This window comes from Chryseobacterium sp. FG46, assembly GCF_057809135.1.
Map to the genome: position 1 here is coordinate 18,336 of NZ_JBMDJJ010000029.1, position 24,423 is coordinate 42,758.

47 protein-coding genes and 1 pseudogene are annotated in these 24,423 nt (G+C 33.5%); 2 read left to right on the forward strand and 46 right to left on the reverse strand.

Going from position 1 to position 24,423, the window contains the following annotated elements:
* Positions 1-5: 5 nt before the first annotated feature.
* From ACODR7_RS17905 to ACODR7_RS17980, 16 genes are all read right to left on the reverse strand, one after another.
* Positions 6-431 carry a hypothetical protein gene (locus tag ACODR7_RS17905; protein ID WP_488841162.1) on the reverse strand — a complete coding sequence of 142 codons (426 nt, stop codon included), beginning with the start codon at positions 429-431 and terminating at the stop codon, positions 6-8.
* Between the two features lie 10 nt (positions 432-441).
* On the reverse strand, positions 442-1,512 hold the full coding sequence (locus ACODR7_RS17910; RefSeq protein WP_488841164.1) for a hypothetical protein: 1,071 nt from the start codon (positions 1,510-1,512) through the stop codon (positions 442-444).
* Between the two features lie 47 nt (positions 1,513-1,559).
* Positions 1,560-2,441 (reverse strand): hypothetical protein, encoded by an 882-nt coding sequence (locus ACODR7_RS17915; protein ID WP_488841166.1) that lies wholly within the window; start codon positions 2,439-2,441, stop codon positions 1,560-1,562.
* Positions 2,442-2,464: 23 nt separating this feature from the next.
* Positions 2,465-2,917, reverse strand: a complete 453-nt coding sequence (locus tag ACODR7_RS17920) for a hypothetical protein (protein ID WP_488841168.1) — start codon at positions 2,915-2,917, stop codon at positions 2,465-2,467.
* Positions 2,895-4,586: a hypothetical protein gene (locus ACODR7_RS17925; protein ID WP_488841170.1), complete on the reverse strand. Its 1,692-nt coding sequence runs from the start codon at positions 4,584-4,586 to the stop codon at positions 2,895-2,897. The genes ACODR7_RS17920 and ACODR7_RS17925 overlap by 23 nt, the downstream gene beginning before the upstream one ends.
* 88 nt (positions 4,587-4,674) lie before the next feature.
* Positions 4,675-4,953, reverse strand: coding sequence for a hypothetical protein (locus tag ACODR7_RS17930; RefSeq protein ID WP_488841171.1), 279 nt, complete (start codon positions 4,951-4,953; stop codon positions 4,675-4,677).
* 11 nt (positions 4,954-4,964) lie between these two features.
* Positions 4,965-5,270, reverse strand: a complete 306-nt coding sequence (locus tag ACODR7_RS17935; protein ID WP_488841173.1) for a hypothetical protein — start codon at positions 5,268-5,270, stop codon at positions 4,965-4,967.
* 11 nt (positions 5,271-5,281) lie between these two features.
* On the reverse strand, positions 5,282-6,706 hold the full coding sequence (locus ACODR7_RS17940; RefSeq protein ID WP_488841266.1) for a phage terminase large subunit: 1,425 nt from the start codon (positions 6,704-6,706) through the stop codon (positions 5,282-5,284).
* Entirely contained in the window at positions 6,706-7,191 is a 486-nt protein-coding gene (locus ACODR7_RS17945; RefSeq protein WP_488841175.1) for a DNA-packaging protein, read from the reverse strand. The genes ACODR7_RS17940 and ACODR7_RS17945 overlap by 1 nt, the downstream gene beginning before the upstream one ends.
* Entirely contained in the window at positions 7,178-7,366 is a 189-nt protein-coding gene (locus ACODR7_RS17950; protein ID WP_488841177.1) for a hypothetical protein, read from the reverse strand. The genes ACODR7_RS17945 and ACODR7_RS17950 overlap by 14 nt, the downstream gene beginning before the upstream one ends.
* 1 nt (position 7,367) lies before the next feature.
* On the reverse strand, positions 7,368-7,946 hold the full coding sequence (locus tag ACODR7_RS17955) for an NUMOD4 domain-containing protein (protein ID WP_488841179.1): 579 nt from the start codon (positions 7,944-7,946) through the stop codon (positions 7,368-7,370).
* Between the two features lie 6 nt (positions 7,947-7,952).
* Positions 7,953-8,159, reverse strand: coding sequence for a DUF1660 family phage protein (locus ACODR7_RS17960; RefSeq protein ID WP_488841181.1), 207 nt, complete (start codon positions 8,157-8,159; stop codon positions 7,953-7,955).
* Between the two features lie 11 nt (positions 8,160-8,170).
* Positions 8,171-8,425, reverse strand: a complete 255-nt coding sequence (locus ACODR7_RS17965; RefSeq protein ID WP_488841183.1) for a hypothetical protein — start codon at positions 8,423-8,425, stop codon at positions 8,171-8,173.
* A gap of 22 nt (positions 8,426-8,447) precedes the next feature.
* A complete protein-coding gene (locus tag ACODR7_RS17970; RefSeq protein ID WP_488841185.1) occupies positions 8,448-9,356 on the reverse strand; it encodes a DNA-methyltransferase in 909 nt (302 codons plus the stop codon).
* A gap of 242 nt (positions 9,357-9,598) precedes the next feature.
* Positions 9,599-10,039, reverse strand: a complete 441-nt coding sequence (locus tag ACODR7_RS17975; RefSeq protein ID WP_488841187.1) for a hypothetical protein — start codon at positions 10,037-10,039, stop codon at positions 9,599-9,601.
* A gap of 35 nt (positions 10,040-10,074) precedes the next feature.
* Positions 10,075-10,452, reverse strand: a complete 378-nt coding sequence (locus tag ACODR7_RS17980; protein ID WP_488841188.1) for a DUF1064 domain-containing protein — start codon at positions 10,450-10,452, stop codon at positions 10,075-10,077.
* Positions 10,453-10,652: 200 nt separating this feature from the next.
* Between ACODR7_RS17980 and ACODR7_RS17985 the strand changes: the two genes are divergently transcribed.
* A complete protein-coding gene (locus ACODR7_RS17985; protein WP_488841190.1) occupies positions 10,653-10,943 on the forward strand; it encodes a hypothetical protein in 291 nt (96 codons plus the stop codon).
* 109 nt (positions 10,944-11,052) lie between these two features.
* On the opposite strand, the gene ACODR7_RS17990 is transcribed toward ACODR7_RS17985, so the two are convergent.
* The 14 genes from ACODR7_RS17990 to ACODR7_RS18055 form a co-directional block, all read right to left on the reverse strand.
* Complete coding sequence (locus ACODR7_RS17990; RefSeq protein ID WP_488841192.1) at positions 11,053-11,514, reverse strand: hypothetical protein; 462 nt, start codon at positions 11,512-11,514, stop codon at positions 11,053-11,055.
* Between the two features lie 3 nt (positions 11,515-11,517).
* Positions 11,518-11,751: a hypothetical protein gene (locus ACODR7_RS17995; RefSeq protein ID WP_488841194.1), complete on the reverse strand. Its 234-nt coding sequence runs from the start codon at positions 11,749-11,751 to the stop codon at positions 11,518-11,520.
* Positions 11,748-12,137, reverse strand: coding sequence for a hypothetical protein (locus tag ACODR7_RS18000; RefSeq protein ID WP_488841196.1), 390 nt, complete (start codon positions 12,135-12,137; stop codon positions 11,748-11,750). The genes ACODR7_RS17995 and ACODR7_RS18000 overlap by 4 nt, the downstream gene beginning before the upstream one ends.
* Positions 12,134-12,337, reverse strand: coding sequence for a hypothetical protein (locus tag ACODR7_RS18005; RefSeq protein WP_488841198.1), 204 nt, complete (start codon positions 12,335-12,337; stop codon positions 12,134-12,136). The genes ACODR7_RS18000 and ACODR7_RS18005 overlap by 4 nt, the downstream gene beginning before the upstream one ends.
* Positions 12,338-12,385: 48 nt before the next feature.
* A complete protein-coding gene (locus ACODR7_RS18010) occupies positions 12,386-12,697 on the reverse strand; it encodes a hypothetical protein (protein ID WP_488841200.1) in 312 nt (103 codons plus the stop codon).
* Between the two features lie 11 nt (positions 12,698-12,708).
* Positions 12,709-12,909 carry a hypothetical protein gene (locus ACODR7_RS18015; protein WP_488841202.1) on the reverse strand — a complete coding sequence of 67 codons (201 nt, stop codon included), beginning with the start codon at positions 12,907-12,909 and terminating at the stop codon, positions 12,709-12,711.
* Positions 12,910-12,916: 7 nt separating this feature from the next.
* The gene (locus ACODR7_RS18020; protein WP_488841204.1) at positions 12,917-13,348 is read right to left on the reverse strand and encodes a hypothetical protein; all 432 of its coding nucleotides are present in this window, start codon (positions 13,346-13,348) and stop codon (positions 12,917-12,919) included.
* A complete protein-coding gene (locus ACODR7_RS18025) occupies positions 13,345-13,767 on the reverse strand; it encodes a hypothetical protein (protein WP_488841206.1) in 423 nt (140 codons plus the stop codon). The genes ACODR7_RS18020 and ACODR7_RS18025 overlap by 4 nt, the downstream gene beginning before the upstream one ends.
* Positions 13,764-14,366, reverse strand: coding sequence for a DNA cytosine methyltransferase (locus tag ACODR7_RS18030; RefSeq protein ID WP_488841208.1), 603 nt, complete (start codon positions 14,364-14,366; stop codon positions 13,764-13,766). Before ACODR7_RS18030 ends, ACODR7_RS18025 begins: the two co-directional genes overlap by 4 nt.
* A complete protein-coding gene (locus ACODR7_RS18035; RefSeq protein ID WP_488841210.1) occupies positions 14,363-14,617 on the reverse strand; it encodes a hypothetical protein in 255 nt (84 codons plus the stop codon). The genes ACODR7_RS18030 and ACODR7_RS18035 overlap by 4 nt, the downstream gene beginning before the upstream one ends.
* Positions 14,618-14,619: 2 nt before the next feature.
* On the reverse strand, positions 14,620-15,018 hold the full coding sequence (locus ACODR7_RS18040) for a hypothetical protein (protein ID WP_488841212.1): 399 nt from the start codon (positions 15,016-15,018) through the stop codon (positions 14,620-14,622).
* A 113-nt stretch (positions 15,019-15,131) separates the two neighbouring features.
* Positions 15,132-15,491: a YopX family protein gene (locus ACODR7_RS18045; protein WP_488841214.1), complete on the reverse strand. Its 360-nt coding sequence runs from the start codon at positions 15,489-15,491 to the stop codon at positions 15,132-15,134.
* Positions 15,488-15,823 (reverse strand): hypothetical protein, encoded by a 336-nt coding sequence (locus ACODR7_RS18050; protein ID WP_488841216.1) that lies wholly within the window; start codon positions 15,821-15,823, stop codon positions 15,488-15,490. Before ACODR7_RS18050 ends, ACODR7_RS18045 begins: the two co-directional genes overlap by 4 nt.
* Before the next feature lie 74 nt (positions 15,824-15,897).
* Positions 15,898-16,137 (reverse strand): hypothetical protein, encoded by a 240-nt coding sequence (locus ACODR7_RS18055; protein ID WP_488841218.1) that lies wholly within the window; start codon positions 16,135-16,137, stop codon positions 15,898-15,900.
* Positions 16,138-16,276: 139 nt separating this feature from the next.
* Between ACODR7_RS18055 and ACODR7_RS18060 the strand changes: the two genes are divergently transcribed.
* Positions 16,277-16,519, forward strand: coding sequence for a helix-turn-helix transcriptional regulator (locus tag ACODR7_RS18060; protein ID WP_488841220.1), 243 nt, complete (start codon positions 16,277-16,279; stop codon positions 16,517-16,519).
* Here ACODR7_RS18060 and ACODR7_RS18065 read toward each other — a convergent pair.
* The 16 genes and pseudogenes from ACODR7_RS18065 to ACODR7_RS18140 form a co-directional block, all read right to left on the reverse strand.
* Complete coding sequence (locus ACODR7_RS18065) at positions 16,508-16,675, reverse strand: hypothetical protein (RefSeq protein ID WP_488841222.1); 168 nt, start codon at positions 16,673-16,675, stop codon at positions 16,508-16,510. The two genes, ACODR7_RS18060 and ACODR7_RS18065, sit on opposite strands and share 12 nt — an antisense overlap.
* A complete protein-coding gene (locus ACODR7_RS18070; protein WP_488841224.1) occupies positions 16,672-17,484 on the reverse strand; it encodes a hypothetical protein in 813 nt (270 codons plus the stop codon). The genes ACODR7_RS18065 and ACODR7_RS18070 overlap by 4 nt, the downstream gene beginning before the upstream one ends.
* Positions 17,481-18,104, reverse strand: coding sequence for a hypothetical protein (locus tag ACODR7_RS18075; RefSeq protein ID WP_488841226.1), 624 nt, complete (start codon positions 18,102-18,104; stop codon positions 17,481-17,483). The genes ACODR7_RS18070 and ACODR7_RS18075 overlap by 4 nt, the downstream gene beginning before the upstream one ends.
* Positions 18,101-18,877, reverse strand: a complete 777-nt coding sequence (locus ACODR7_RS18080; RefSeq protein WP_488841228.1) for a hypothetical protein — start codon at positions 18,875-18,877, stop codon at positions 18,101-18,103. The genes ACODR7_RS18075 and ACODR7_RS18080 overlap by 4 nt, the downstream gene beginning before the upstream one ends.
* 181 nt (positions 18,878-19,058) lie before the next feature.
* The gene (locus tag ACODR7_RS18085) at positions 19,059-19,481 is read right to left on the reverse strand and encodes a helix-turn-helix domain-containing protein (protein ID WP_488841230.1); all 423 of its coding nucleotides are present in this window, start codon (positions 19,479-19,481) and stop codon (positions 19,059-19,061) included.
* Positions 19,450-19,584: a hypothetical protein gene (locus ACODR7_RS18090; RefSeq protein WP_488841232.1), complete on the reverse strand. Its 135-nt coding sequence runs from the start codon at positions 19,582-19,584 to the stop codon at positions 19,450-19,452. Before ACODR7_RS18090 ends, ACODR7_RS18085 begins: the two co-directional genes overlap by 32 nt.
* Before the next feature lie 8 nt (positions 19,585-19,592).
* A pseudogene (locus tag ACODR7_RS18095) lies at positions 19,593-19,859 on the reverse strand (DUF3127 domain-containing protein); the annotation flags it as partial.
* Between the two features lies 1 nt (position 19,860).
* Positions 19,861-20,778, reverse strand: a complete 918-nt coding sequence (locus ACODR7_RS18100) for a hypothetical protein (protein ID WP_488841234.1) — start codon at positions 20,776-20,778, stop codon at positions 19,861-19,863.
* Positions 20,779-20,780: 2 nt separating this feature from the next.
* Positions 20,781-21,419: an ERF family protein gene (locus ACODR7_RS18105; RefSeq protein WP_488841236.1), complete on the reverse strand. Its 639-nt coding sequence runs from the start codon at positions 21,417-21,419 to the stop codon at positions 20,781-20,783.
* Positions 21,420-21,715: 296 nt separating this feature from the next.
* Entirely contained in the window at positions 21,716-22,159 is a 444-nt protein-coding gene (locus ACODR7_RS18110) for a YopX family protein (RefSeq protein ID WP_488841238.1), read from the reverse strand.
* A 31-nt stretch (positions 22,160-22,190) separates the two neighbouring features.
* The gene (locus ACODR7_RS18115) at positions 22,191-22,538 is read right to left on the reverse strand and encodes a hypothetical protein (protein ID WP_488841240.1); all 348 of its coding nucleotides are present in this window, start codon (positions 22,536-22,538) and stop codon (positions 22,191-22,193) included.
* A gap of 118 nt (positions 22,539-22,656) precedes the next feature.
* The gene (locus ACODR7_RS18120) at positions 22,657-22,860 is read right to left on the reverse strand and encodes a hypothetical protein (protein WP_488841242.1); all 204 of its coding nucleotides are present in this window, start codon (positions 22,858-22,860) and stop codon (positions 22,657-22,659) included.
* Positions 22,861-22,892: 32 nt separating this feature from the next.
* Positions 22,893-23,195: a hypothetical protein gene (locus ACODR7_RS18125; RefSeq protein WP_488841244.1), complete on the reverse strand. Its 303-nt coding sequence runs from the start codon at positions 23,193-23,195 to the stop codon at positions 22,893-22,895.
* Between the two features lie 286 nt (positions 23,196-23,481).
* Positions 23,482-23,793, reverse strand: coding sequence for a hypothetical protein (locus ACODR7_RS18130; protein WP_488841246.1), 312 nt, complete (start codon positions 23,791-23,793; stop codon positions 23,482-23,484).
* A 61-nt stretch (positions 23,794-23,854) separates the two neighbouring features.
* Positions 23,855-24,127 carry a hypothetical protein gene (locus ACODR7_RS18135; RefSeq protein ID WP_488841248.1) on the reverse strand — a complete coding sequence of 91 codons (273 nt, stop codon included), beginning with the start codon at positions 24,125-24,127 and terminating at the stop codon, positions 23,855-23,857.
* A complete protein-coding gene (locus tag ACODR7_RS18140) occupies positions 24,124-24,354 on the reverse strand; it encodes a hypothetical protein (protein ID WP_488841250.1) in 231 nt (76 codons plus the stop codon). The genes ACODR7_RS18135 and ACODR7_RS18140 overlap by 4 nt, the downstream gene beginning before the upstream one ends.
* Positions 24,355-24,423: the final 69 nt, after the last annotated feature.

A 24,423-nucleotide genomic window follows, 5' to 3' on the forward strand; every position in this document is an offset into this window, starting at 1 on the left:
TTTTTTTAAGCTTCTCTAGCCCAAATTCCTGTTGATGATGTGACAACCCACGCGTTCACCCCTGCTAATCCAGTTCCCAAAATCGTGATGGTATCTCCTGTTTTAGAGGTAGCTTTTGTATTAATGGCTGCCTTGTTTACAGTCCCATCAAGAACAACAACCGAACTGGCCAGTGTAATAGTTCCGGATATTCCTTCAGTAGACACGGGAGAAACTTTCAGTATATTATTTCCGGCAACACCAATATTCACGAATGTAAATGTCAATCCAGCTTTAGAAGCTGGAAGCGTAATAGTTTTAGCGTCTGTCCCCACCAAAATAATTTTACCTGAATCATTCGCTGTAAGAGTTGTATTGTCTGTTACAACAACAGCATAAGCTTTCTCCGCTTCTCCTACTTCACCATTTGAATATGAAAAATTATAATCCATTATCTTTTTTTTAAGCGGTTAAACCTGTAATTTTTACAATGTCGTTAACTCTATTAGCAAGATCACTGTTGTATCTGTATACAACATAGAACCTATGCCAGATAGCCATCTCCTGGAAGTGAGTCATAATAAGATTTGAATCTTTACCTGCGCTAACCATTGCTGTTGCATCTGTAGCAGCGTTGTTAACGTATACATTCGCAACCATTCTTGTGAACGGAAGCTCAATGCCCGAAGTAGACCATTTCTTTCCATCAATGACAGTTCCATTTCTGAAATCCCAAGGATAATTCTCTATGATCCCCATTGCACCATCTCTCACGGCAAATCCGTTGAATACAGCGCTATTTGGAAGTATTGTTCCAGTCTCATAAAGCCTTTCCATTGTAGGGAAATTAAGAGCCTGAAGATTTTTCTGGTTAGCCATTCCATATTTAGCTAATTCAGATTTCTGAACCGCTAATCCTCCTCTTGATGTTACATAGCTATAACCGCCTCCAACTTCGTTAGCTCCCATAAGCGTATCAATATTGAAAAACATTGTTTCTTTTTGAGCCGCTTTACTTACTTCTAGTGTGTCAGTTGTAGTGTTAAAGCTGAATACCCCATCTCCTTGGCTTACTTGAGTAGTGTAATCAAGTTTTTGCGTCTTTCTTGCCTCCAAATTGGTTACAAGAATAGATTCAACTCTCTTCCCCATTTCGTAGCTGATGTTCTTCATTTTTTCTCTAAGCGCAAAATCCGCATCTACTGTATTGTTTCCATACAATGCTGGATGATGTCTAAAACCTGAGAAAACATCATAAGCAACAAATGAGTATTCATCAGACACTTCTTGGTTCGCTGGAATAACAAATCCAGGTGTTGATGTAACTTCGATTTGCTGATCTTTAATAACCGGAATCTTAACATTTCTTAGAGAAGAAGATTCACTTAATCTTTGTCTCGCAGTCGGCGAGATGTAATCTGTAAATTGTGTACTGTCCTTAACAAGATCTAAAACGCCAAGTTGCGCAAAACGCTTCTCATTAGTCGAATTGACGTCTTGATAATCCAGCCACATTGTAGCATCTAAATTCATTTTTTTTGTTTTAATTAATATTTAATACGTTTTGCGGTCTTTCGCGTTTAACTCTCTTTTATTTTCTTATTTAGTTCTCCGAATCTCTTAGCATATTCGGGCGATGTAACTGTTAACCCTTCTTTTTCTAATTGAGCCTCAATAAACGCTGCTCTTTTAGAGGTGTCTTTTTTGGCTTCCTCCGGAACATCTTCATTAAGTCCTTCAATTTTAAAAGACTTAGATCCTACACCCGGAATAGTCCTTTCTCCTGTGATGCTCTTTAATTCGCCATCATTATTTACTAATTCAGAAAGCTTTACACTTTTATATTGATTTTCCTTATCAACAGCTATGTACTCTCCATCAACAATTTCAATGTTATATTTTTCCTGAGTTCTTTTCTGAAAGTCATTCCATTTAGCTGAAACTTCATACTGATTCGCTTCTTTAGAGAATACTGGTTTAACATTGCCAAACGCTGCCATAACTTTGAATTCAGATAATTCTTTTGATACGGTTTCATATTTCCCTGCCTTTTCTGTTAACTCTTCATAGTTAGCTAACTGCTTTTGAGCATCATCAAGTTTTTGCTTCGCAATTTCCAATTCTGATTTTGTTGCATCATCGCCTTTAAACTCTTTTATCTTTTGCTGATACTCTGATTTTAATCTTTCTATCTCTGAAGACTTATTCTCCAAGGCTGTAGTAGAAATTCTGGCGACATAATCACCAAACTTTTCGCCTTGCTGGCGTTCCACCTTTACTCCTGTCTTTTCTTGTAGGTAATTAGCAGCACCCGTTAGGATTCCCTCCGCATTATCATTGGCTTTTTTATCCCATTCTTTTTTCTGATCTGAAAAATAGTCTGTTAGCCTTGGAGTCAATGCTGATACTTGTTCAGGCGTTAAACCTGTTTCTTTGATAACATCATCTGATAATATTTCCATAATCTTTTATGAATTAAAATGTTTTACTTTTGTTCTTCCTCTTTCGGTTCTGGTGATTCTATTGTTTTCTTTCTTCCAACAGACAAACCTGATTTAGGCTCTTTCGGTTCTGGCTGATTCTGTAATAATGACTCTAGTTTTTCTTCCAGATCTTTAATTCTTTTTTGTTCAGGCGTAAGCTCTTTTTCAGGTGCTTCCAGATACTGTTTGATGTCGTTTTCGTATTTTGACACATCTTCAATTTCTTTGTATCTATTTGGCGATTGAACAGATTCTTTGACGTTTACTTCATCAAGATTGTAAGCTTTTTCGACCTTAACGGATGACACGCCGTTAGCAATTAGATGCTTCATAAAGTTCATGTACTCCAATGTATCATATTGAATAGAAATGCCTTCATTTCTTGTCACTACATTTCCCTTAGAGTCATACATCTGCTTACCATAGTATAGCCTAAGCTTTAATTGTACTCTCATTTTGAATTATATTTTTGATTAAATTATTTATCCGTATTATCTTTTCGCTATCCTTCATTTCGCCCAAGCCTTCGTAGAATTCTTCTATCTGCCCATATTCAGCCTCAAAAAGCGAAATCCAGTAATCAAATCTTGTTTGAAATTCAAATGTTACAGGATCAATATCTCTTTTCAATGCAGTATCGAAATCCTTATCAGAAGTGTAAGGGATAAGGGTGTAAAGAATAACATCTCTTTTTGCCTGCTGCAGATTATGCTTATTTCGGTTCTGAGAAATTCTTTTCAGTATCTTTCTACGCTCAATAGCATTTGGGGCCTTATTAAATGAATTAAAGAGTTCATCTAACGTTTCAATGAAAAAATCAGTACCAAAAAACACTTCAACATTTACGTTGTCCTTGCCATGTAATAAGGCTAATGTTTTAAAGTCAGAAAGCTGCTTAATTCTACTTAATTCGTTTGAAAGCCATCTTAACCTATCCTCTTTCCCGTTGTAGCCTTTTTCTACCTGCAATTCATTTTTAGCGGCTTCATTTTGTTCTTTGTAATCTCCTATTAATGACGCATTAATTCGATTTTCAATATCTTTTATCCTGTCATCAATATAAGTCAGTGCCTCAATTGGCATATAATGGAATTGGAAGTAGTTCTGTACTACATCCATGTTTATGTTGCCATCAGCATCTGAAGGCGGCGTTACTTTTATGATTGTTCCTGCTTGTAACTGACTTTCGGAAGATGAAACAGGATAAATATCTTTGTCTGAATTTGATCCAAGTATCGTAGGCGACATTGGTTCTTTTGATAAACCTTTCTTAAGCTCTCCGGCTGCTTTAGTCTCTTTAGAGTTTAATTGAACAGCTACCGGGATAGCTCCGTTAGGTTCTGTCATTCTTTGCAACGTTTTAAGAAAAACGTATTCTTCAAGATCTGCAATGACATATGAGAATATAGATTTTTTAACTACATTATTTGTAGTAAACATATTTTCGCTTGAAATCCAGTCGGCCGGGCATTCGCCAAGATCATGAAAGCTTTGACTAACCTGATTAAAATCCTTATCAAAAAAAATATATTGTTCTTTGTCAAGGTATGTATATCCGGGTATTTTGTTGTCTTCTAATTCTAAATACGAATTATATGCAATTCTGTTTATTTTATCCTTATAACAATCAACAGAAACTATAGATTTTACAGGTATAATTTCCCTATATTCTTCATCAGTTCTACTCACGTCCTGAGCAACTATACCATTATGCTCAAAAAGAATTGCATTAAATAATTCTTCGTCAAATTCTTTTGAATTTAGATCAGAATGGCAAGTTTCTACCTTTCCACGTAAAGTATATTTGAAAATAGAGTCTTCAGCATGAAAAACTCTTCTTAATTTAGGCTTTACATCTTCGTTCACGATCTTTGCTGATGGAAGTGGATGTCTTAGGTATTTATAAAATGAAAGGAAATTGTCCGTCTTGAAAACGGATTTTACCCAATTTAGAAATTTATTATCTGTCGCATACTTTCTGCTAGCCCATGCTGTAAGATATTCTATTGTTATCTCAGACTGTAGTTCCGATTGGACCAAATACGAAATATCCTTATGCTGTTGTTTAGCCTTAAGGAGATTATCATGGTTTACTTTCTTTTTTATGAACTCAACCGGAATCAATGTAATGTGTTTTAATTAAATACATTACAAACTTACCCCTGCTGTAATTATGATTTGATGAGTATGTGTGAAATAAAAAAACAGCCTGTTAAGACTGTTCTGGAGTATGTGTGTTTAAGAAATATTTATGTCGTTTTATTTCAAACTTTGGAATAACCATTTCATCACCATGAGAATCAATGATCTTTTCCGGTTCTGTACTCCTTCCGGATTCATAAGCCAACGCCAGGTTCTTGAATGCTAATATTGCATTGTTTATGGCTATTGTAAGAGACCCTAAAGACAAACTCATTCTTAATTTAATTTTTGGATAAACTTTAGACTGGATAATCTTTACTCTTTTGCTAATTCGCTTCTTATTACTCATAATATTGACTTTTAATTCATTTTCTCTTTGTACATTTTCATAAGTTCTGTTATTTCCACATGGAACTTGGTGAATGCTGCGAAGTCAGCTGGTTCAATTGGATTTGCTTTCTTCTGGATTTTGTACACCGGAAGACCGTCATTCTTTCTGTATAAAATACTTAGTATATCAACATATGCGTTAATATCTTCAATAAGTTTCTTATTACACTTTCCCTGAGCGTGCATAATATTGAAGAAACCTACTATCTCTGTGGCTTTGATTCTATTTTCTTTCTTTATCAATCCGTGGATTAATTTTGCCTCTGTATTTGTCATATTCAAATTTATTAATTTCTTTCAGATTCAACCGTATACGATTGATTCCAAGCCATGTGTCCATATCGCACAGCATCCCAGAAGTGGTTGAACTTGTCTATTGGCTGGTTGATCAATATTCCGTTAATTTCCATCCATTTATAATTTTCAGCTTCTTTTTTAATCTTAGTATATAGTGCATTTTTAACAATACATATCTTTTTCTTTTTCATAGAAAGAATCCAGTACGTTATAGATTTAACTTTAGAAATCTTTATAGCATCCCATCCAAGCTCTTTTAGATCTGCAACCATTTGCACAGTTCCGTTTTTTTCAGAAACTCGCTTATCTGATGAATCACAAACTACAGCGGCTTCTTTATCGAAATCATGAACTTCAATTGCTGCGCTTAAAACATCGGCAGTTTCTATAGGTTCATAAATTAATGGTTCTACAAATATGCAGTCTTCTGTCTCTGAAAATTTATTAAACGAGTTAGGATCAGAGGTGAATCCAAAGTCATTAACCCCAATATATCCGAGATACTCTGGAAATTCATCTATCCATAATATATTGTCAAATATAACACCTTGCATTGCTCCACGCAATCCTAGCCCGTATACTTTCCACATAAATTCATTTGCAGTTCCTTCTTTAATGTTTGTCGGGTGTGGCGGAGGCTGGTTTTTTTCTGTCACTGGCAATCCATTGTAATACACTCCGTCCACAGTTACTTCATAACTACCAGGAAGCCACGGTTCATATCCTAATATTTCTTTTAGCTCATTAGGCGATATATATGGATTATCTTGAAATGTTGTACGTAAAAATATTACGTCTGATCTGTGCAAAACATTATCAAAAACCCAATGATCAGTGAATGACGGATTATAATCCATCCACCAGAATTTTCGACAGCGCATTTTAACCTGATCAAATATTGATTTACTAATCATCATTGCTTCATTAAAAAACGCATAATCACAGCCCCCCCCGTGTTTTCCGTCACCTAGTAAATTTATTGTTGATTTTCCTATCCGGAAACTTGGGACCTCTCTTGCATTATGAAATGGATTTGGCAAACCATAATCATCTAATCTTCTCTTAAAATCCTCATAAACCGTTGTTTTGAATTCGTTGTAGGTTTCCCTGTATATATTGATAGTGCATCCCTCCTTTTTATGCTTAATAGTAGCTAGATAAATAATTATGTCAACTCCTGACCATGTTTTTCCTGACCTAGAACTACCTTCAAGTGCCGCGCCAGCGTAGCCTGAAATTAAAGCAGGTTTGCCATTAATAAAACCCCATTGCTGATTATTAATAGCTTCATAAAGCACTTTATAATTTGGGTTAGTATTTTCATCTATAGTGGTCAATTTATTATACAGACAATCGACTTCCCTTTCATGGAGAAGCCGTTCTAGTAATAATATTTCTGAATCACTTAATGCCATCACTTATTTGCTTTTTCCAGCAATTCTTTTATTTTCTGCTCCCTTTCTTCTGGTGTTAATATCAAATCTCGGTTTTCCACTTCTTTTTTATCAACTAGACCTAAGTCACGGGCAATAATATTTGGATTCAAGAACCCTGAAGCTGCACCTGTAAATTTTTGATTATATATTGTTTCTTCTATACGCGTAATGACTGACATAAAATCTTTTTTATTTTTCCTTTCTGAATTCTTAAATTCTCGGAAGTAAGATGTTGAACAATCCAAGTATAAACATAGTCCATGTAGTGTATACGGTCTCATTTTGGGCAGTTCAACTCTATCTGCGTCTTTTCCTTTAAAATCTATTTCAATCAGCGGATTATTATCACACCATTCAAAATACTCAGTGGCAGCATTCCATAATAATTCAGGTGATTCAAACAAGGTATCTCTTCCATGTTTAGCTCTTAGTTTCCAAAACTGATTCCCTTTAGGCGCTCCCATCTTTTTTATTCTTCCAATTTTCTAAATCAGCGTGATAAACTCCTCTTTTAATATCTATTGGCTGATATTTTCTTTTCCCTGCGTCGTCTCCTTGAATCCGCTTTTCTCTTTCTTTTGAAAGCAAATATTCTCCGAATGATATTAACTCTTTTTCTGTGTATATTTTATTTCCCATATTAAATATCTTTCCAAGTTTTATTACTTACTATTTTTTGAATGCATCCTATTGAAACATTGTAGTTATTTTTTAGATCTATACTTTTAACACCGCTAGCCTTCATCCTTCTAATGTTCTTCACATCTTCTCTTGAAAGAATTGCCATAGCGTTATTTTCGTTTTTATTAAGATTTTTTGGATAGCAACCCCTATTTACTGCAGCAATTATACTTTCTCTTTTAGTTGTCCAATCGAGGTTATCAAGTACATCTAGTTTTTTGTCTCCATTCTTATACCATAGCACTTCATTCTCTTCAGGCAGTCGGATAAATTCTGATGCAACTAATCTCCCGCAAAGTTCTATTCTTTGCCTTCCTCTCCTATCTGTTAGTACAACATGAAACCTTTTGTTGATAAAAGACTTCTTTAATACGACTGGTGTCCTTTTAATAATACTTTTGATCCTGCCGTAATTCGAGACCATATATCTGTCCGGATAATTTTTTAATTCCTTCCATTCTTCGCCAGGTAGATCCTCCTTAATTCTACTCATTGAGTATTTTGCTTTCACCGCACTCCCTGTCACTCCCTCTGCCATAGAAAATTAGTTTAGTTTATCAGGATAAATTATTTTCATTAAATCTCCCAATTCTTGATCCCAAGGCAATACAGCTCTTACATCATGATTGATTCCAAACTTTCTCCCGCATCTTTTACAGTTTAATTTCTGAATATTATTACTGTATTTTTTTTCAAGCCTGTACTTATGTCCAAATAACCAACATTTTATTTTACTTAATTTTTTTCCCATAGAAAATTAGTTTATCTTAGTTTTTGATTAAGATCATTAAGCTGTTTTTGCAATTCCATTTTTTGAAGAAATATCTTTTCATTTTCTTCAGCCATTTCAGAACTGACAACTACCAAAGACAATTCTCTAAAATAGATGTCATAGACGGGGCACACTTTTTTATGCTGGTAATATTTCAATATGTCCTCTTTAGCCCCACTTGCATAACCAAGGAATTTAGACCCTCCCATTCCGTCATCAGTTGTTACTTCATAAAATTTACTCATACTCCCTAAATTAAAAACCCCGCTACCTAAATAATTCAGGCTGCAGCGGCTGTAGTTTTTCTATCCTTTCTTTTCCCTTTTCAAAATACTCCTGATCAATCTCGCAGCCAATGAATTCAAACTCCATTTCCGGAAATTCAGACTGTAGATTAAATACAGCTTCTCCACATGATGCAGATCCGCTGAAGAAGTCAGCAATAACAATCTTTTTATTATTCATGGGAATTACCAATTTTAAAAGACGCTCTAAAAGACTTACTGGCTTTTGCGTAGGGTGAATTGATGTAAAATGATCTCTATTTAAAGAAATTATAGATTTGATTTTCATCCCCTCTTTAATTGACTTCATAGGACTCACAACTTGACTTCCAATTGATTTAGTTTGGCATGATATACCATATTTTGCATTTCTTTGCTCTTTTATATCAGTCCTATTTTCATTTAAATAGTTTAGCACATAAGAAAATGACTTTTCGTTATTGAACACACTTTTAAGCCTATTAACATCATTGATTACTTTATCTACATCATGAATTGTTCTGAATTCGTTATATCGTATTTTAACCTCATTAATAGACCCGAAGCCTTTTGTGAATATTGATATTGTTTCATGACACCTACTTATCGGAAGTACTGGTGAAGATATATACTTTTTATCCCAAATAATTTCTTCTTTGAATGTAAACTTTAGATCTGAAAGAATTGTATTCCAACGGTAAAAGCTTTCGCCCCTGCCAAACATTACAATGAATCCTTTTTTTGTTAAAAGCCTTCTACACTCAGAAAAGAACTTATGCTCATCAAACGGCCTATCAAGCTTCTGATTTTTCAAATATAAATACGGCGGATCTATACAGATCACATCTATACTTTCATCTGGAAGTCTTTTCATTAATTCCAGATTATCTTCATTATATAATTCTATCTTCATAAACAATTCAAAAAAAACCGCTACCTATTACAGCAGCGGGACACCAAATCACAAAATATTAATATGAAAAATTCCTACTGCATTAAATCAATCTAAAAGAACAATATGGAAGTCCGAAAGCCTATGCATCAACTTTCAGGAGCAATATTCCCCGGACCTGACACCGGATGTTCTTTCTTGTGGAAAAGGAAGGCATCGAACCCCCGCCCTACTGATAACCTCCGTACATCATATTATACTTATTAATCAATCACAAACCCACAATCAATGCACTTTCTTTGTCCTTGCGATTGCCATTTTGAATTAGTGGGAATAAACTCATGATCGCATTTTTTAATTTCATTTTCATGAATATCATTGTAATATTCGTTTGCTTTTAAAATAGAGTGCTTCATAGCCATAAAAATTGGAACATTTGTCTGCAAACTTGTGCAAATCATATCTGAAATAGAATGTCCTCCGATTTCTTTTGCTCCAATTGAATGGAACCAATCAACAACAATTGTCATTAAAACTCGATACATTTTATCGGAATGGTAGTATTCAAAATTATCATTATAATTCTTTTCAAACCAAACTTTTAAATCTTCTTTTGCTTTTCCCGTTAACATAAATTTACTTTTAAAAAAACACCAAGCACCCTCCTTCATCAACCAACTCTCCTCCCCCTCTGCACTCATCATCTGTGCTTGGTAATTCAACAACAATTAATCATATCTTATTTAACTAAAACAAGTTTCGGCACAACTCCTCCAAACTGCCTATTTCCAATATCTTCAAGCTGTGCCTCAGCCATCTTCCATTTCAACATCCAATCCCTTGTTTCAAAGCCTTTAACCTCGTGTAGTTCTACCTCATCTTCTTTCGTTATCACACAGAAATCAACCTTATACTTACATATAAGTTTTTCATTACAATAAAGCTCTAATGATTTTTGTTTTATGATTTCTTTTATATCCCCAGCCTTCAATCTCCATTGTAATTCCATATAGTAAGAAGCCTCTCTTTTAGAATCGAAAGTATATCCATCAACCTTTTGCTTTACCGCCTTATACTTATTTCTATTTTGATACTGCTTACTATATACTACACTCATAATCACTTGCTTTACAGTAAAGTTACAAAGATTCGTGTAGTAAAAAAAGTATTTTCTAACTTTTTTTATAGAAATTTCTAATATTTTTTTTCGACTAATCTAACTTATTTAGAATTGAAAGAAATTGTAATATTATTATTACTTAAGTATTGCATATATGTAATATTATTATTACATTGTGTATAACAAAACAAACAGTTATGACTTTCATTCACGACATTTACAATTACACTTTTGGTAACTCTTCTAATTTGTTAGGCAAGTCTTTTTACCATCGTCAGGGCAATAAGTTGGTTAGATTTGCTGATCATAGCTCAAAATATTATAATATTGAAGAAAACAATGAAGGTGTTGATGATATTCTTATAGTATATGTAAATGCTAAAATTTCTGAAACTCAAATGCAAAATGATGTTGAGGAACTGGCAAGCAGCGCGCTTGAAGCTCCTGTAATTATTCCAAATCCGCTTATACACATTGAACTTGAATAATAAGATTTATTCTCATGTTCTCCCTTCCTGATCTCATACATACATTTGCCATCATCGTAAGAATAAGTAACAACATAATCTGTAATTACGCCATTATCGTTTATCATCTTTACAGTATTTCAAATATTCTACATTTCTCAGGTCTGAAGGTCCTGGACTCGGCTGTTTCCCAATCTATCCGGTTTTTACGACGTTTTTCCCAATTCATTTCATTGTCTTTGAATTTCACCGGATTCTCTCCCCAATGGTAGCCTTTTGATTCTATGGTAGAAATGAATGATTCCAAAGCAGATCCACAACAATAATTATATTTAATGGAATGGTGATAACCAATATCAGGATTTTCATCTGTTCCAAAATTCATACTATGTGTAAATCCCTTCGCAATATCCTCAGTAAGCTCATCGCCTTTGCAGAGAATACTTAAGTCTATTTTAAGACCCAATTGATCATTAATATACTTTTGACTGTCAATAAAGGCTTTTATCTGTTTTTCGGCTGAAAATATTTTATCTTCTGGGAGCTCCACAATAAGGAGTCTTTTGTTTAATTCTAATTGTAACTGCTTCATGGCTTATTTTTTTAATTTGTAGTATTTTTCGTGATCTAGCAATTCAGAGCCTCTTCCTATGGATTCAATTCTGTCATCACCAATTAATCTATCCATTATCTTAGTGGAAATTACACCAACTTCTTCACCATCATTATTCCGGATCATCCCATTCCATGGAAAAAACCAAACAAGAAAGTTTTGATCGTTTTCTAAAGCTTTTAATGCAGTACCAAAGTATAATTTGTTTGGAATCATGGCTGTTCTTTTATTGTTAGTTCTTCCCCAGTAAGGGCGAAATAAAGGTTTTGAAGCTGGTGAACGAATTGTACTTCTGGATAGCCGAAAGAATAACCACTCCTATTTCCTAGTTCTATTTCTACTTTCCCATGAGTATAAGCATGAATTATGCTCCTTGTTAATACGTCTAATTTTAAATTATGCTCAGCTTTTTTCTCAAACCCAAACTTCAAAAGCCACTCTTCTGTTAGCTCTATGGGCTTTATTTCCCATACGTTTCCTTTTAAATTTCCCTTAACTTCATTCCATGCGTAAAATCCTTTTTCATGAATTTCACTAACTATTAACACGTCTTTTTCTATTCTGAGATAATTCCCTATTCTAAGTTCTTTTGATTCAATCATAATTCTATTAGTATTGGATTAATTATTATCTTATAAACTTTTGCTCGAATACCTTTGTTCTTAAGCTCTTTTTGAGCTAATTCATGGTTGGTAAAAACTTTTGCTTCAGTGAAATAAGTAGACCACCATTCGACACCCTTTGATAATCCAGCCCAGTATTTATTATCTGAAGCAATAATAACATATAATATCTGTTTCATAATTCTTGTTTTAAGTGCCACCCTAAGATGGCACTGGGTTAAATTTTATTATTCTCCATATTCTGATCTCTTTAAATCTAGCTCATCATAGTATGGCTGCATATTTTGTTTTCCAATCGTATTTTGAAGCCTATGTTTCCAAAAATTAGTTTCCATTTCTTTTATTCGGTTGGATTTAACTAGATTGATGTATGCATTATCTTTTGGAGCTTTTTTATAATTCGTTATATCTAAAGTCAATCTAAAACCTTTAATTATTGCCTGTATCTTTGGTATTAAAGTTTCTTTATTTAAAAATGGTTCATCATTGATTGCTTTTACTATTATCTCGGATAATTCCTTTGTATTGGTCTGGCTCATTTACATTTTTTTTAAAATCCATCAAATTCCGGCAAATCATCAATTTCATTCTGAGTCATATAGACCACGCCAAAGTCAAAGCTTAAAGGATCTGATTCGGTGCAATTTTCTTCTAATTCTACCTGAATTGTATCTATGATATTTTGAATATCCGGATCAATGAGTTTACTATCTTCTCCCATTGACATTGTGTAGCATTTAATTTTTTCCATTGCTTTATTATTTATTGGTTAAAGTTGCTTTGTTGATGTATTCGGATTCCGGAAGTGAAAAAATATTGAAGTGCCATTCTAAGAGTTTTATGATTAAGTAGTAAGGCAATTCCGTTATGTAAGTCTTACCATCTAATATGCTACTTAACATATGCTCAAAAATGCCTCTGTGTACGCCGAAATTTGAAGCATAATTCATCAATCTTTCTGTTGGTATAAACATTTCCCCCTCATGCTCTATTGGCTTTGTTAGATAGCAGAGATCGTAGAGGTAGGGCCTAACCGTTCCTATTGGCACATGTACTGATCCCGTTTTGTCATCAAAAACCAAGCTCCATCCAAGCCAGTCTCTTATGCCTTTTAGAGTTCCATAATCTTTAAATTGCAGGTTGTACTGCAGATAAGCCGAGTAAATTTTTAAAAGTTCGTCTTTATTCATTGTTTTGTTTTTATAAGTGAGTGAAGGAAGTTTATTAGTTCAGGGGATTGGTCTTTTAAATAGGGTTTTGATAAATCCCATTCAGATAATTTAAAGGCTAAAAAGTGGGTTAAATATCTTTTATCTGCTGGCTCAAAGTCTGTTTTACTTTTTACCTGTAACCATTCCAGTACATCGTTAATCATGGGTTCTTTGCCTACAATTTCAAAGTCTTTTCCTATCTCATATTGATAACCTCCAATTTCTATATTTCCATTTTCTAAAAGTTCCGCTCCAATTCCTATCCTCTCATATGCGCCTTCATAAATATCATTTGATTCATCACTAATCAAGGTTAGTAATCTTTGCCCTTCAGTTAACTCCATCAACCTCGAAATCTTCTCCCTAATATCCGCTGTTAGTTCTTCTAGTGCTTTCATATCGCGCAATCGAGTATTTGTTTTCCTAAATCAGGATGCACACAATTTCTAAGAATTTGAACCGGACAATGATTTTTTTTGTAGTAAACGACTTCATCAAAATGAATTCCTAGCCAGTCCATCATTTCTTTTTTACCTTGGAGATTTGCCTTTGTAATAAACCCTTTAGGTTGCTTTATTTCGTCTGCTGTGATCTCGAAATTAGACCAGAAAAGATGCCTTCCAATTCGCTTAGTTGGCTCTATAAGAGGTTTATAGTATGGAACAACATTTTCAACCACCCATTTACCTTTAAAAAAGTGAGTAAGGAAAACAATCACTTCGTATAGTTTGAAGTCGGGATAATCAGCAACCTTGTGCCTGGTTGCCTTCATCATTCTTGAGTGCTTCTGGCATGGTGGAGAAATCCAAACAAAGTCAAATTCTTCATAATGTTCTTTAAGATATTCGTAAGCATCAGCAACTATAACCTTATGACTAGGATTTACCTTTTGATATACCGCTGCTATTTTTGCGTCATTTTCAACAGCCGTTACTTCGTGTCCTTCCCACTTTTTTGCATTACCTCCAACTCCGGCACACAGATTAATTATTTTCATTGTATTTTGTTTTCGGGGTTAATTATTGATGTTTTGTCAATCCAATCATTTTTATATGGATAGCGCATTCTTGCATTCTCCGCTATTCTCTTCTGCTGTTCCTCCTGTATGAGATCGCAGGCAGCGAAAATATGATCTAGCAACTCGTCTTGTTGAACAGAATACACTCTATGTAATTGATCCCAATCTAAATACCTTTGGCTTCTTGCATACTGATCAAAGATCTCTTGTTTCTCTTGGTGCTTTTCCATGGCTAGTTTTCTTTAAATTTAATCCAACCGTATTCTACAAGCTTTTCAACTGATAACCCCATCCATGGTAATGCGTAGCCTTTTGAACGCAGATAGTCAACTGTATCAAAAGATGCTAACGATAAAACTTCTGGATCTCTTTTTATATCATCGGCATAATATGTTACCAATTTTTTTGTAGTTGAATTATGAATGGTTTCAGAAATAATTTTAGCAACGCCTTCTGCATCTTCCTCTGTAATTGATGAAAGAGGTTTGAGTTCTAAATAATTAATCCCGTCAATAAACAGCCCTTCAACTGCGCCCATGTAATCTTCATCAAAAGGATGTTGAATGTTTGCTACTTCTTGTCCATAATACTGAGCAAAGAACTTTGATTTATTTTCTAGTGTGTTTTCCATTGTTATATTTTTTAAATTTGACATAAGTCTGGCGCGTTCGCTATGTTTTGCGAACTTTGACTTTACTTTAAATTGTTGTTGTTTTCCCCTTTAGAATACGGAAGGAGAACCGTTTATTTTAAAAGCTCCGGATTGGAGTGAATGTTGCCGATGACTTCAATTTCTTTCCCAAACAACGGCCAAGACATAAGACGGTTTTCTTTACTGTATAGTGCAAACATGGCTTTCTCTGAATTCCATTTTATAACATTTCCTGACTTATCAATATCACCCTCATATATGTCTGCGAAGTTTTTGTCTTTGAGTCCGGTGTACTGGCCAATAGTTTTTTCAATTGCTCCAAAAGCATATGGTTTTCCGGATGAATTAGAAATGAACCATTCGTAATCGGTGTCTTTTGTTTTATCATGACATAATAAACCATAATGCCACTCACCTTTTACATTTAAAGCTCTGAATTTAATTTCTCTCATGATTGTTGTTTTATTTTGGTAAGTAAATCTTCAGCTCTTGATTTCAAATCGTTTATTTCGTCGCACCCCATGAAATTAAAATGATGCGTTGTTAATTCTTCCAGCATCTCCTTCATCTCCTCCTCATAGTCGGGGACTTCCTGCAAAAAATGCTTTACATCGTAAGAATATTCTTTTTCTCCGTGGATTGCTGAAATGCATGTAAATGAATAATCTAAACGACTTTGATGTATTGTGCCAATTGAAATAATTCCGCTTTTATTAACACATGTAAGACTCTTGCCTACATGCTTTTCAGTGATTGGGATTCTAATGTATTTTGAATTTTTCATTTGTTTATAATTTTTGTTTGAAATAAAACCCCGACCCGAAAGCCGGGGAAAACTAACCATGTGAATTATCAAAACTATTCATTCTTAAAATAAATTAATAGGCTTTTTAGAATATTCAATCTATTTTGCTGTTCTTCTTTTGCATATAAATTTTTAGGGCAAATATTGCTGTACTTAATTATACTTTCTTCTAGACCTTCGACGATATTTTCTATATTTCCAAAATAAAAATCCTGATACGCTTTCTTAATTTTATCATAATCCCATAATATATTCTTATACGGATTAACTGATTTAAACAAATCTTCCATCATAGCGTTGTAATTTTAATTGTTATCGTTTTTGCTGTTACAAATGTAAAGCTTTTCTTTTACATTACAAAATATTTTGTAAAGTTTTTTATTTACATTTTATTATATTTGTAAAAGATTTATTTTACATTACATTTGCAGTATGGAATTAAGAGTTAAAGAAATTTGTAAAAAGAAGGGTATAACCCTACAAGAGCTTGCGGACATGTTAGGCATTTCAAGACAGGCTTTAGATTTAAGTATTAAAGGGAATTTCAAATCTGATCGAGTTCAAAAAATAGCTGACGCTCTCGAATGTTCTGTTTTTGAGCTTATCGCTTCAGATCAGTACGCTGAACATTCTTACAATGAGAATGGCGAATGGCGAGGAGTTTTAAAGAAGTGATTTTCTTTTCAACTCCTTGTACATTTCACCCACAGTCTTAACAGGCTTCTTTGGCTTTTGGGAGTCAACAAAGTCTTTAATCCATTCTGTTTTTGACTTGGATAAATTTTCAATTCGTTGCGGGTAGTTCTTTTTGAACTGTTCAAGATCACTCATAATTTAAAATTTTCTTTTTCATATGGAGTTAAATCGCTTAGGTAAGGAATCATTTGATCATCCATTGTTAATGCAAAATCTTCAAAACTCCTACCTCTTGTCAATGCTGCAGAAACAATGCTTTGAAATTTATCATTTGGATCTTTCTGTATTCTAATCGCTGTTTCGCAAAGGTTCATCAAGTTTGTTCCTAAATGCCCCCTTGGCTTAATAAATCCTGATGATGCGTTCTCATGAAGGACAACTAGAATATGGGTTTTATACTTGCTTTTCATATTTAACACCCATTCGGTAACTTCTGAACTTTCCTGCGCACTGTTAAAATCTCCAACGAAGTGAACAATGTTATCTAGTATTACCAATCCGCAATCTGGATTCTGTATTAAAAAATCTTCAACTATTTTCTTTTTCTGATCTTTATTTAATGTTGAAATGCAGAAATAATTAATCGCTTGTTGTGTCATATTCCATATTATTCTAGTTGATCTTAGACAATGGAATCTTGATTGTTCGGTGTCAAAAACAGCTATATTTTTGCTATAATAATCTGAAAACATCTTATCGTTTTCTCCGGATAAAACAGTTTGACAAATAGATCTTATTAATGCTGACTTCCTAGATTTTGCAGGTCCGAAAATCATTGAAACATTATCTTCAGTGAATATTGGTATTTTCCGCCCGAACTCTTTAACTGACAATATCGGCGTTGGTTCTGGAATATCTTCATCAGGACTCACCAAGTAATCATTCAAATTGATAATTTCTGCTGGTTTTTCAACCTGTCCTATTGGCTTTAATTCCTCTATCATAACCTACTGCTTAACGGTTCAATTTTCAGTAATTTAGCGAATCCTTGATCAAGCTTTTTAAACATTGGAAAATTATCTTTTGCATGAGCAATGGCTTTATTTACCAACTCTTCTACCTGCTCAAAAGTGATTCTATGTTCTTTTTTGATAGGGATCATTTCCTGCTTAGTTACCTTAAGATGCGAAATATGATCTTTTTGCTCCCACTCCTGTTCGGAATATACTTCCTTCATGTACAAATCCCTATCTTTCGGTATTCTTTCGTATTCCTGATAAATCCAAAGTTCATTAGCAATCATCTGAATAATATGCTTTTTAGGGTTTATTCTACTGGATAGATTGTTTAGTATTACACTTGCTTCCGGCATGCCTAACGGAAATCTAATTTCATCTTCGTTTTTCTCTTGAAGAAAAGCTTTGTTTTTAATATTTTGGACCTTGTAAACAGACAAAAGGTAGAATAAAATCAAGGAGTCTTCTAGTTCGGTATTCCTACATTTTGTATTCTCTTCTTTTATCAACGTATTTAAGGCGTCAATATCGTTCTGGTTTACCTTAATTGAACCAGAACCATTCAAGGCATATTCAAATCGATTTTTGAGGTGTCTAATAGCTTTCATTTGTTGAATTTTTTAATTGTATCCTGTACGAGTCTTGAAAAATCTTGATCTTTTGCTATTTTGTTGTTTACGTGACTGATTATTTTATCTAGGTAGTAAACTTCGTCTTTGTCCTTCTTCCTGAATGCTGAAACCGATTTTACAGTTTTGAACCAGAAATCATCAAATCCAGATTCTTTACTTGCGCATTTCTGAAAGTAGCAGTAAATACCTATCAGCTTATCTGGTTTTTGCTTATCGACTTCTACAATCAGCCTAATGGCTTCGTACCATTTTGATATTTTGGCATCTGTCAAAGTTTTTTGATTTGGGTTTTCCTTGTTCCACATTTCCCAAAACTTGTAAGCCAGAAACAAATACTTTCTCTCAAATTCAAATTTTTTATAGAGCTCGTGGAAATCATCGATTTTCACAAAAGAATAATTATAAAGATTATTAATACAGTTAGTAGTAATTATATTATTATTCTCTTTCTCTTTATAAGGTGGGTTGTTTTGGGTTGTTTTTTTGGGTTGTTTGGGTTGTTTTTCATCTTCAGTATCATTTTTCTTAGCATTATTATTGCCTTTAGGAGCGCCTCCTTTTTTCCCGTTTTCCCTATTTGCTGTTGCTTTTTTTAATCTCTTATTAACACTGTCGCAGGTTAATTGGTCACCTTCTTTGACCATTAAATCGGTAATTTTTAACCAGACATCTTCCCTAATAGTTGTGGATAAACGACGCTCAACTTTAATCTTTTCGTTTAATACGTAGCCTGAATTGTCATACATCATAAACAACAATTCCAAGTAAATATATCTTTCAAAGGGATTCAAAGTATAGAATGAATCGCTGGTCCACCAATCTTTAGGATAAAATGTAAATCCTAATTGTGCCATATCATTTAATTAAAAATTAAGTTAATTCAATTTGGTTTTACCCATGCTAAAACATCACTAATGCATGGTAGTTTTTTTAAAGCTTATCAACTGCTCTTTTTATTCTTAGCCTTTCAACTTCTTCCGGTTTGAAGAAATACCTTCCCTTTATCTTTTCAGCTTCTACCTTTCCGGCATTTCGCATAGTGTTAAGGCTTGCTTTGTGAACTTCTAATAATTTAGCCGCTGCCGTAGTTGATAGCAATACATCTTCAGGTTTTGATACTTTTGGTCTTCGTTCTTTTTCCAACTCCATTGTGTACTGGCATTCTCCGGGCCTCGCAAATCTTGCTGGACGCTTTAGCGTTTTAGCATAAATTAATGTTGCGGTGGCATCTAGCATTCCTAATGCTTTTGATACTCTACTATTCGGCACTTTATCACCTGGTATATAACCTAATTCTTTACATAGACTAGCTTTTATAGCTTCAATTTCTGGGTTTGTTTTTGGGTTTTTCATTGTTTTTCTTTTTGTCGTTTTCGATTCGGATTAGTCTCTTTTCGTTCCATTTGAATAGACCGTTGCTGTCACGGCCAATCCACATTCCGTCTTTTTCTTTCATCAGGGAAGTTTTTGAATTTTCCAAGCAACTATTGAGTTGAAGTATTTAGTTTCGCCTAATGGAGAAGTCCATTCCCTTCCTCTGATATTTATTCCAACACTCACATTATCGCCTTCCTTATATGGGTCCAGAATATCAATCTTATCACCCATAATTTCAATATTGATTGGTTGTGGGTATTGTTCCTGAGTCAGTAGAATGAATTCTCTTTTTTGAAATCCTGATGAAAATGTTTCAGTGTTCCCGATCTTTTTTATTGTTCCTTGTAGTTCCATGTTATGCTGTTATTTGAATTATATTATTTATTGGTTTTACTGTGTTCATAAATTCTCTACCTAGAATTATACACTCATTGCGTTGTTCAATTCGTGCCTTATCAAATGAATGAGGAATCATATGTATTCTTTCATTATCTGGTATTTCTACAAAATCATCAAACCATTCAATGTAAGCGTATGAAGATTCGCTACAGTATTTTTCTAATCCGGATCTAGTGTAAATATGATTTGTAATGATTCTCTTTACTTCTTCTATGCCTGTTTCTTTGATGTCGCCATCTAACGAAAGAATTTCTTTAGAGTAAGAAGCTTTTATTATTTCCTTGTCTACTAAATTTGAAGGAGTGTCAATAAGCACAAAGCATAGAAGTGATTGATAAATTTTCCACAAATCCATATAGCTATCTAACTGCCTTAAGTATAGTGAGCTGGCTGATTCTAATAAATGTTTAATGAATGTTTCATAGCTATAAGTAGCTTTTATGTCAGGAATAACGCTTTTCGAAAATATATCACGTTTGCCAGTTACCCATTTATTAGACTTTCGCTCATCGTCTGAAGTCAATAATATACCTAGAACTTTGGATATTAAATCTCTGGCTGACTTTTCTACTTTCAAGCCTTTTTCCAAGTATGCATTCTCAAGTATTTTAGATCTTCCTGATTTTTCGTAGCAAACTATTTTTGTGAGTTCAGCTTTGTTAAAGTCGGAAAGCTCATATACTCGGCTTTTCATTTCTTTGTATTCCAAGTCCTTCAGAACATCTTTTTGCTTTTCAGTAAGCGATCTCCCAATGCCAGAATTTCTTTCTCTATAATTTGCTAAGGTTGCGTTTTGATCTTGTGTCAATGGCTTAGGAACGTTGATTATATTTCCCACCATATGAGACCTGAATATATAATTTGAAAAATCCATTATTATTTTTTTGAAAGTAGATTGTGCTTTTTAGAAAATTCACTTTTGGTTCTAATCTGCTGTTCCTCAGAAATACTTTCCCAAACCTCCATTAATTCATCCTTTGTCTGGCTCTTGCTTATACTTTCTAAAATGTCTTTTACTATTTCATCCTGTTGTTCAGGTGTTATATTGCTTTTTGCATCTACATCATCTTTAGAAGTGTCAATATGGAAGTATTTTAGAAGAAAGTACCTTTCGCCATAAGTAAGCGCTGAACCTACTCCTTTGTCCCATCCGTTTTGTCCATTAGCTCCAAATAAATTTTCATCCTTTTCTCCGGTTTCCACATCAATCCAGGTGAATCTCATTTCAACTTTAGAAAGTATTTCAGAATTACTCTTTTCAAATTCAACCTGTTTATTTTTTCCATCAACTTTTTCCCATCTTTTTCCTGTGGTTGAATAGTCTTGGCGCTCGTTTTCTATGGAAAGTATTTCCTGTTTCAAAAGCAGGCAATAATCATTCATTAATGGTTTCAAATGGTTAATAACTTTTTCCCCAGAAGTATATTCATAGTTAAATGATTTCTTATCTTTTTTTAAGCCTATAAGCTCTTTTTGAATTTTATGCAGTTTTTGGTAGAGTGATAGTTTTTCCATTTTAATTAATTGTTTTAGTGTACACGGCATATGAAGTACGTCCGTGTTTTTTTGATGAAATTTGATAGATTTTTTGTTTAGATCTTAGCTCTGAGAACCGTCCGGATATTGTGTGTATCGGAACTCCCAGTATCGTAGCTATGTCTAATGTTGATTTAATTCCGTCTACTTCATTTAAAACCCTATCCTGCATTTTCGGAATTGTCACCTTTACTTGTTGAAATGCCAGTTTGGAATTAGTGTTATTCCGCCCACGGCTGTAGTCTTGAATATCCATATCTTCATTTTTGCTTTGGTTATTTTAGTAATTCAGGGTTTTCATGAATATTTCCGATTACTTCAATAAATCCATGTTTACCGGGCTTAATATCATTTAAATACCATTCATTGTATTTCTTTCCATAGATTGAAACATTCCATGAGTTATTTTCAAAAACCACTTTAGCAACATTCGCAATATCATTTAGGTAGTCATGTAAAGCTCTAGGATCTGATTCTGGCTTACTGAACCAATCTGTATATAATATTCTAACAATATCCCCTTCATATATTCCTACCCCGTTTTTATCATTAAGCCCGGTATGTTTTTGAATAAAATCTTTGTTCGTTTTTAGATAATCTGAGTGGAAATAGTCTCGTATTGAATCCAATGTTTCTATTGTTTTTTCTATTTCAAAAAGGTCTATAAAATCGAAACCTTCATTGTCCTCGTCCCATATTCTAAATTTTAAATTTTCCATGATTATTGATTTGATTGTTTAACTTTTATTTTTAAAATATCCATGTAGTAGGATTTTTTTGTTTAAACTCTTTGATGAACTTGTTTAAGGCTTCATATTCTTTCAACATTTCATTATAATTTGTTGCTTCTTCATTATGAACTAAGAATGCCTCCTTTTGAAACTTTGTGATACCCTTGTTTCTTTCATATGTTCTGAAACCAAGGTTTTTGAATCCATCATGCCATTTAATTATTGATGGTTCGCCATTTGGATTCATACACCCAAATTCAATTCCTATAAGCTGTAGTTGTTCGTGGTTTTCGGCAGTAATCCAGTAGAAATTATTTGTGAAATATTTGTTTTTGAAGGCACTTATTTTTTCAATTAATGATACCATGATTTATAGTTTTTATGTTAGTAGAATTTATTTTTATACCAGTACTGAGTGTGATACTTTCGGGTGTTGACATTTAGAAATGTTACTTTTTCACCGAATATTTTTGCGATTAGTCTTTTCATGATAAAGTGTTTTGAATGGTTTCTAAAAACTGTGAGAACTGAGTCTCACTTTCAATCTTAATGTCTTTTTCCATACCTGTACCAATACATATCGAAGCAGAATTATTGTAGACATATACTATTACTGAAGGTTCTGAACTTGATATTTGAGACTCATAATAAACCTCATCAGAGATCTTCATTGCAAAGCCGTTATTCATCAAGAAATCGTGACTTAGTATTTCTGTTAGCTTCATATCTCCGTGGCTTCTTCGATTAGTTTGTCAACTTCATTTTTTAATGTTGGAAATCCATTACCTTCTAATTTTTTAGAAACCTTACTTAACATTTCAAGCATGTCTGGGGATTTGGAGATTAACAATGCATTTGCATTAATTCTATCTTTTGGATTTCTACCTCCTATAGGCATTGGAAGCACACACACAGGAGTCCCTATTTTTCCAGCTTTTACGTTAAATTGTCCATTTGGGCTAATTGATGAATATGGATTGAAGTCTATATTCCATTCACCTTTTGTTCCTTTAAATTCGTTCATGATTATTGTTTATTTTTTGATTGTTCGTAAATTGTTCTTTGTCGTTGTAAGGTGTCTTTCCGGTTCTCAATTAGCCACTTCTTATAACTCCGTATCTTATGATTCTTTTTCATGGTTTATCGGAGTTTTTAAGTAGTGAACAAATTCTTTGTGATAGTATCTGAAGAAGCCAAAGAATACGTAGATAAAAAGAGGAAATACGAATGTTACCGGATTCTGATCTTCTGAACAAATAAATACATAGATAGTATTCAGAAATAGAATTATGTTAAGTGCCATTTTCATATTATTGAATTTTTATGATTAAATTTTCTTTCAAGTAATTTTCGATTTGCCTTTTCTCAATATCATTTAGAATTAGATCTTCACATTCTCTGTTATCATAAGCATTAATAAAGCTTACTTTTAGCCTCTTTACTGATTTACCATAATATCTATGGTTTTCAATCTCCATTTCAATATTTGCATCTACATTAATTTCTTCATCATCAAATAATGAAAAGTCTTCATCAATAAACCTTTCGTCTGACTCAATAAACAAAAGCATGTTTTGAGCTTTTATTTGGTCCGTTACAGAATTAATCGTTAAATTTGCCATGATGTAGTAATTTTAATTGCTATTTCGTTTTTGCTTAAGTCGTCTGCCCCACAGGCGACTTTTATTTTCTAATCCAGTTTTTGTATTCCTCTACGGAGAACTTGTGAAACTTACTCTGGTTACCTCTCCCGGATTTACCTTTCTGCGATCTTCTAAGCGGACAATCAATATTTCTTAAGTCCTTCTTGATTTTCTCAACACTGATTCCCAAGTATTCTGAAATCTCCTTTATCGTGGGTTCTTGAATTTCGGACCAAAAAGACTTATTGAAGTATCGCTCAGCCCACGCCACAGGTACTAATACATACCCTTCTGGAATTAATGATGTATTCATGATTGAAATATTTGCTTATCCTTCCAGCCTGTATGCTTTTTAATTGCATTAACTGCGAAGTAGTTTGAAACTTTTTCTGATTCCCTGTAAGCCCAGTTTGTAACTGTTGATTCCCTGTTGCCTGTTTCCTCTGCGATTTTCTTTAATAAAGTATAATCATCTAGAATCATTCTAAATACTTCACCTTTTATTTTTCGAGGTTTTAGTATATTTGCTTGACTTTTCATTTTGTTATATCATTTTGATATAGCAAATGTACAGCATTGTTGTATAAAAACAAAATATTTTTATAACAT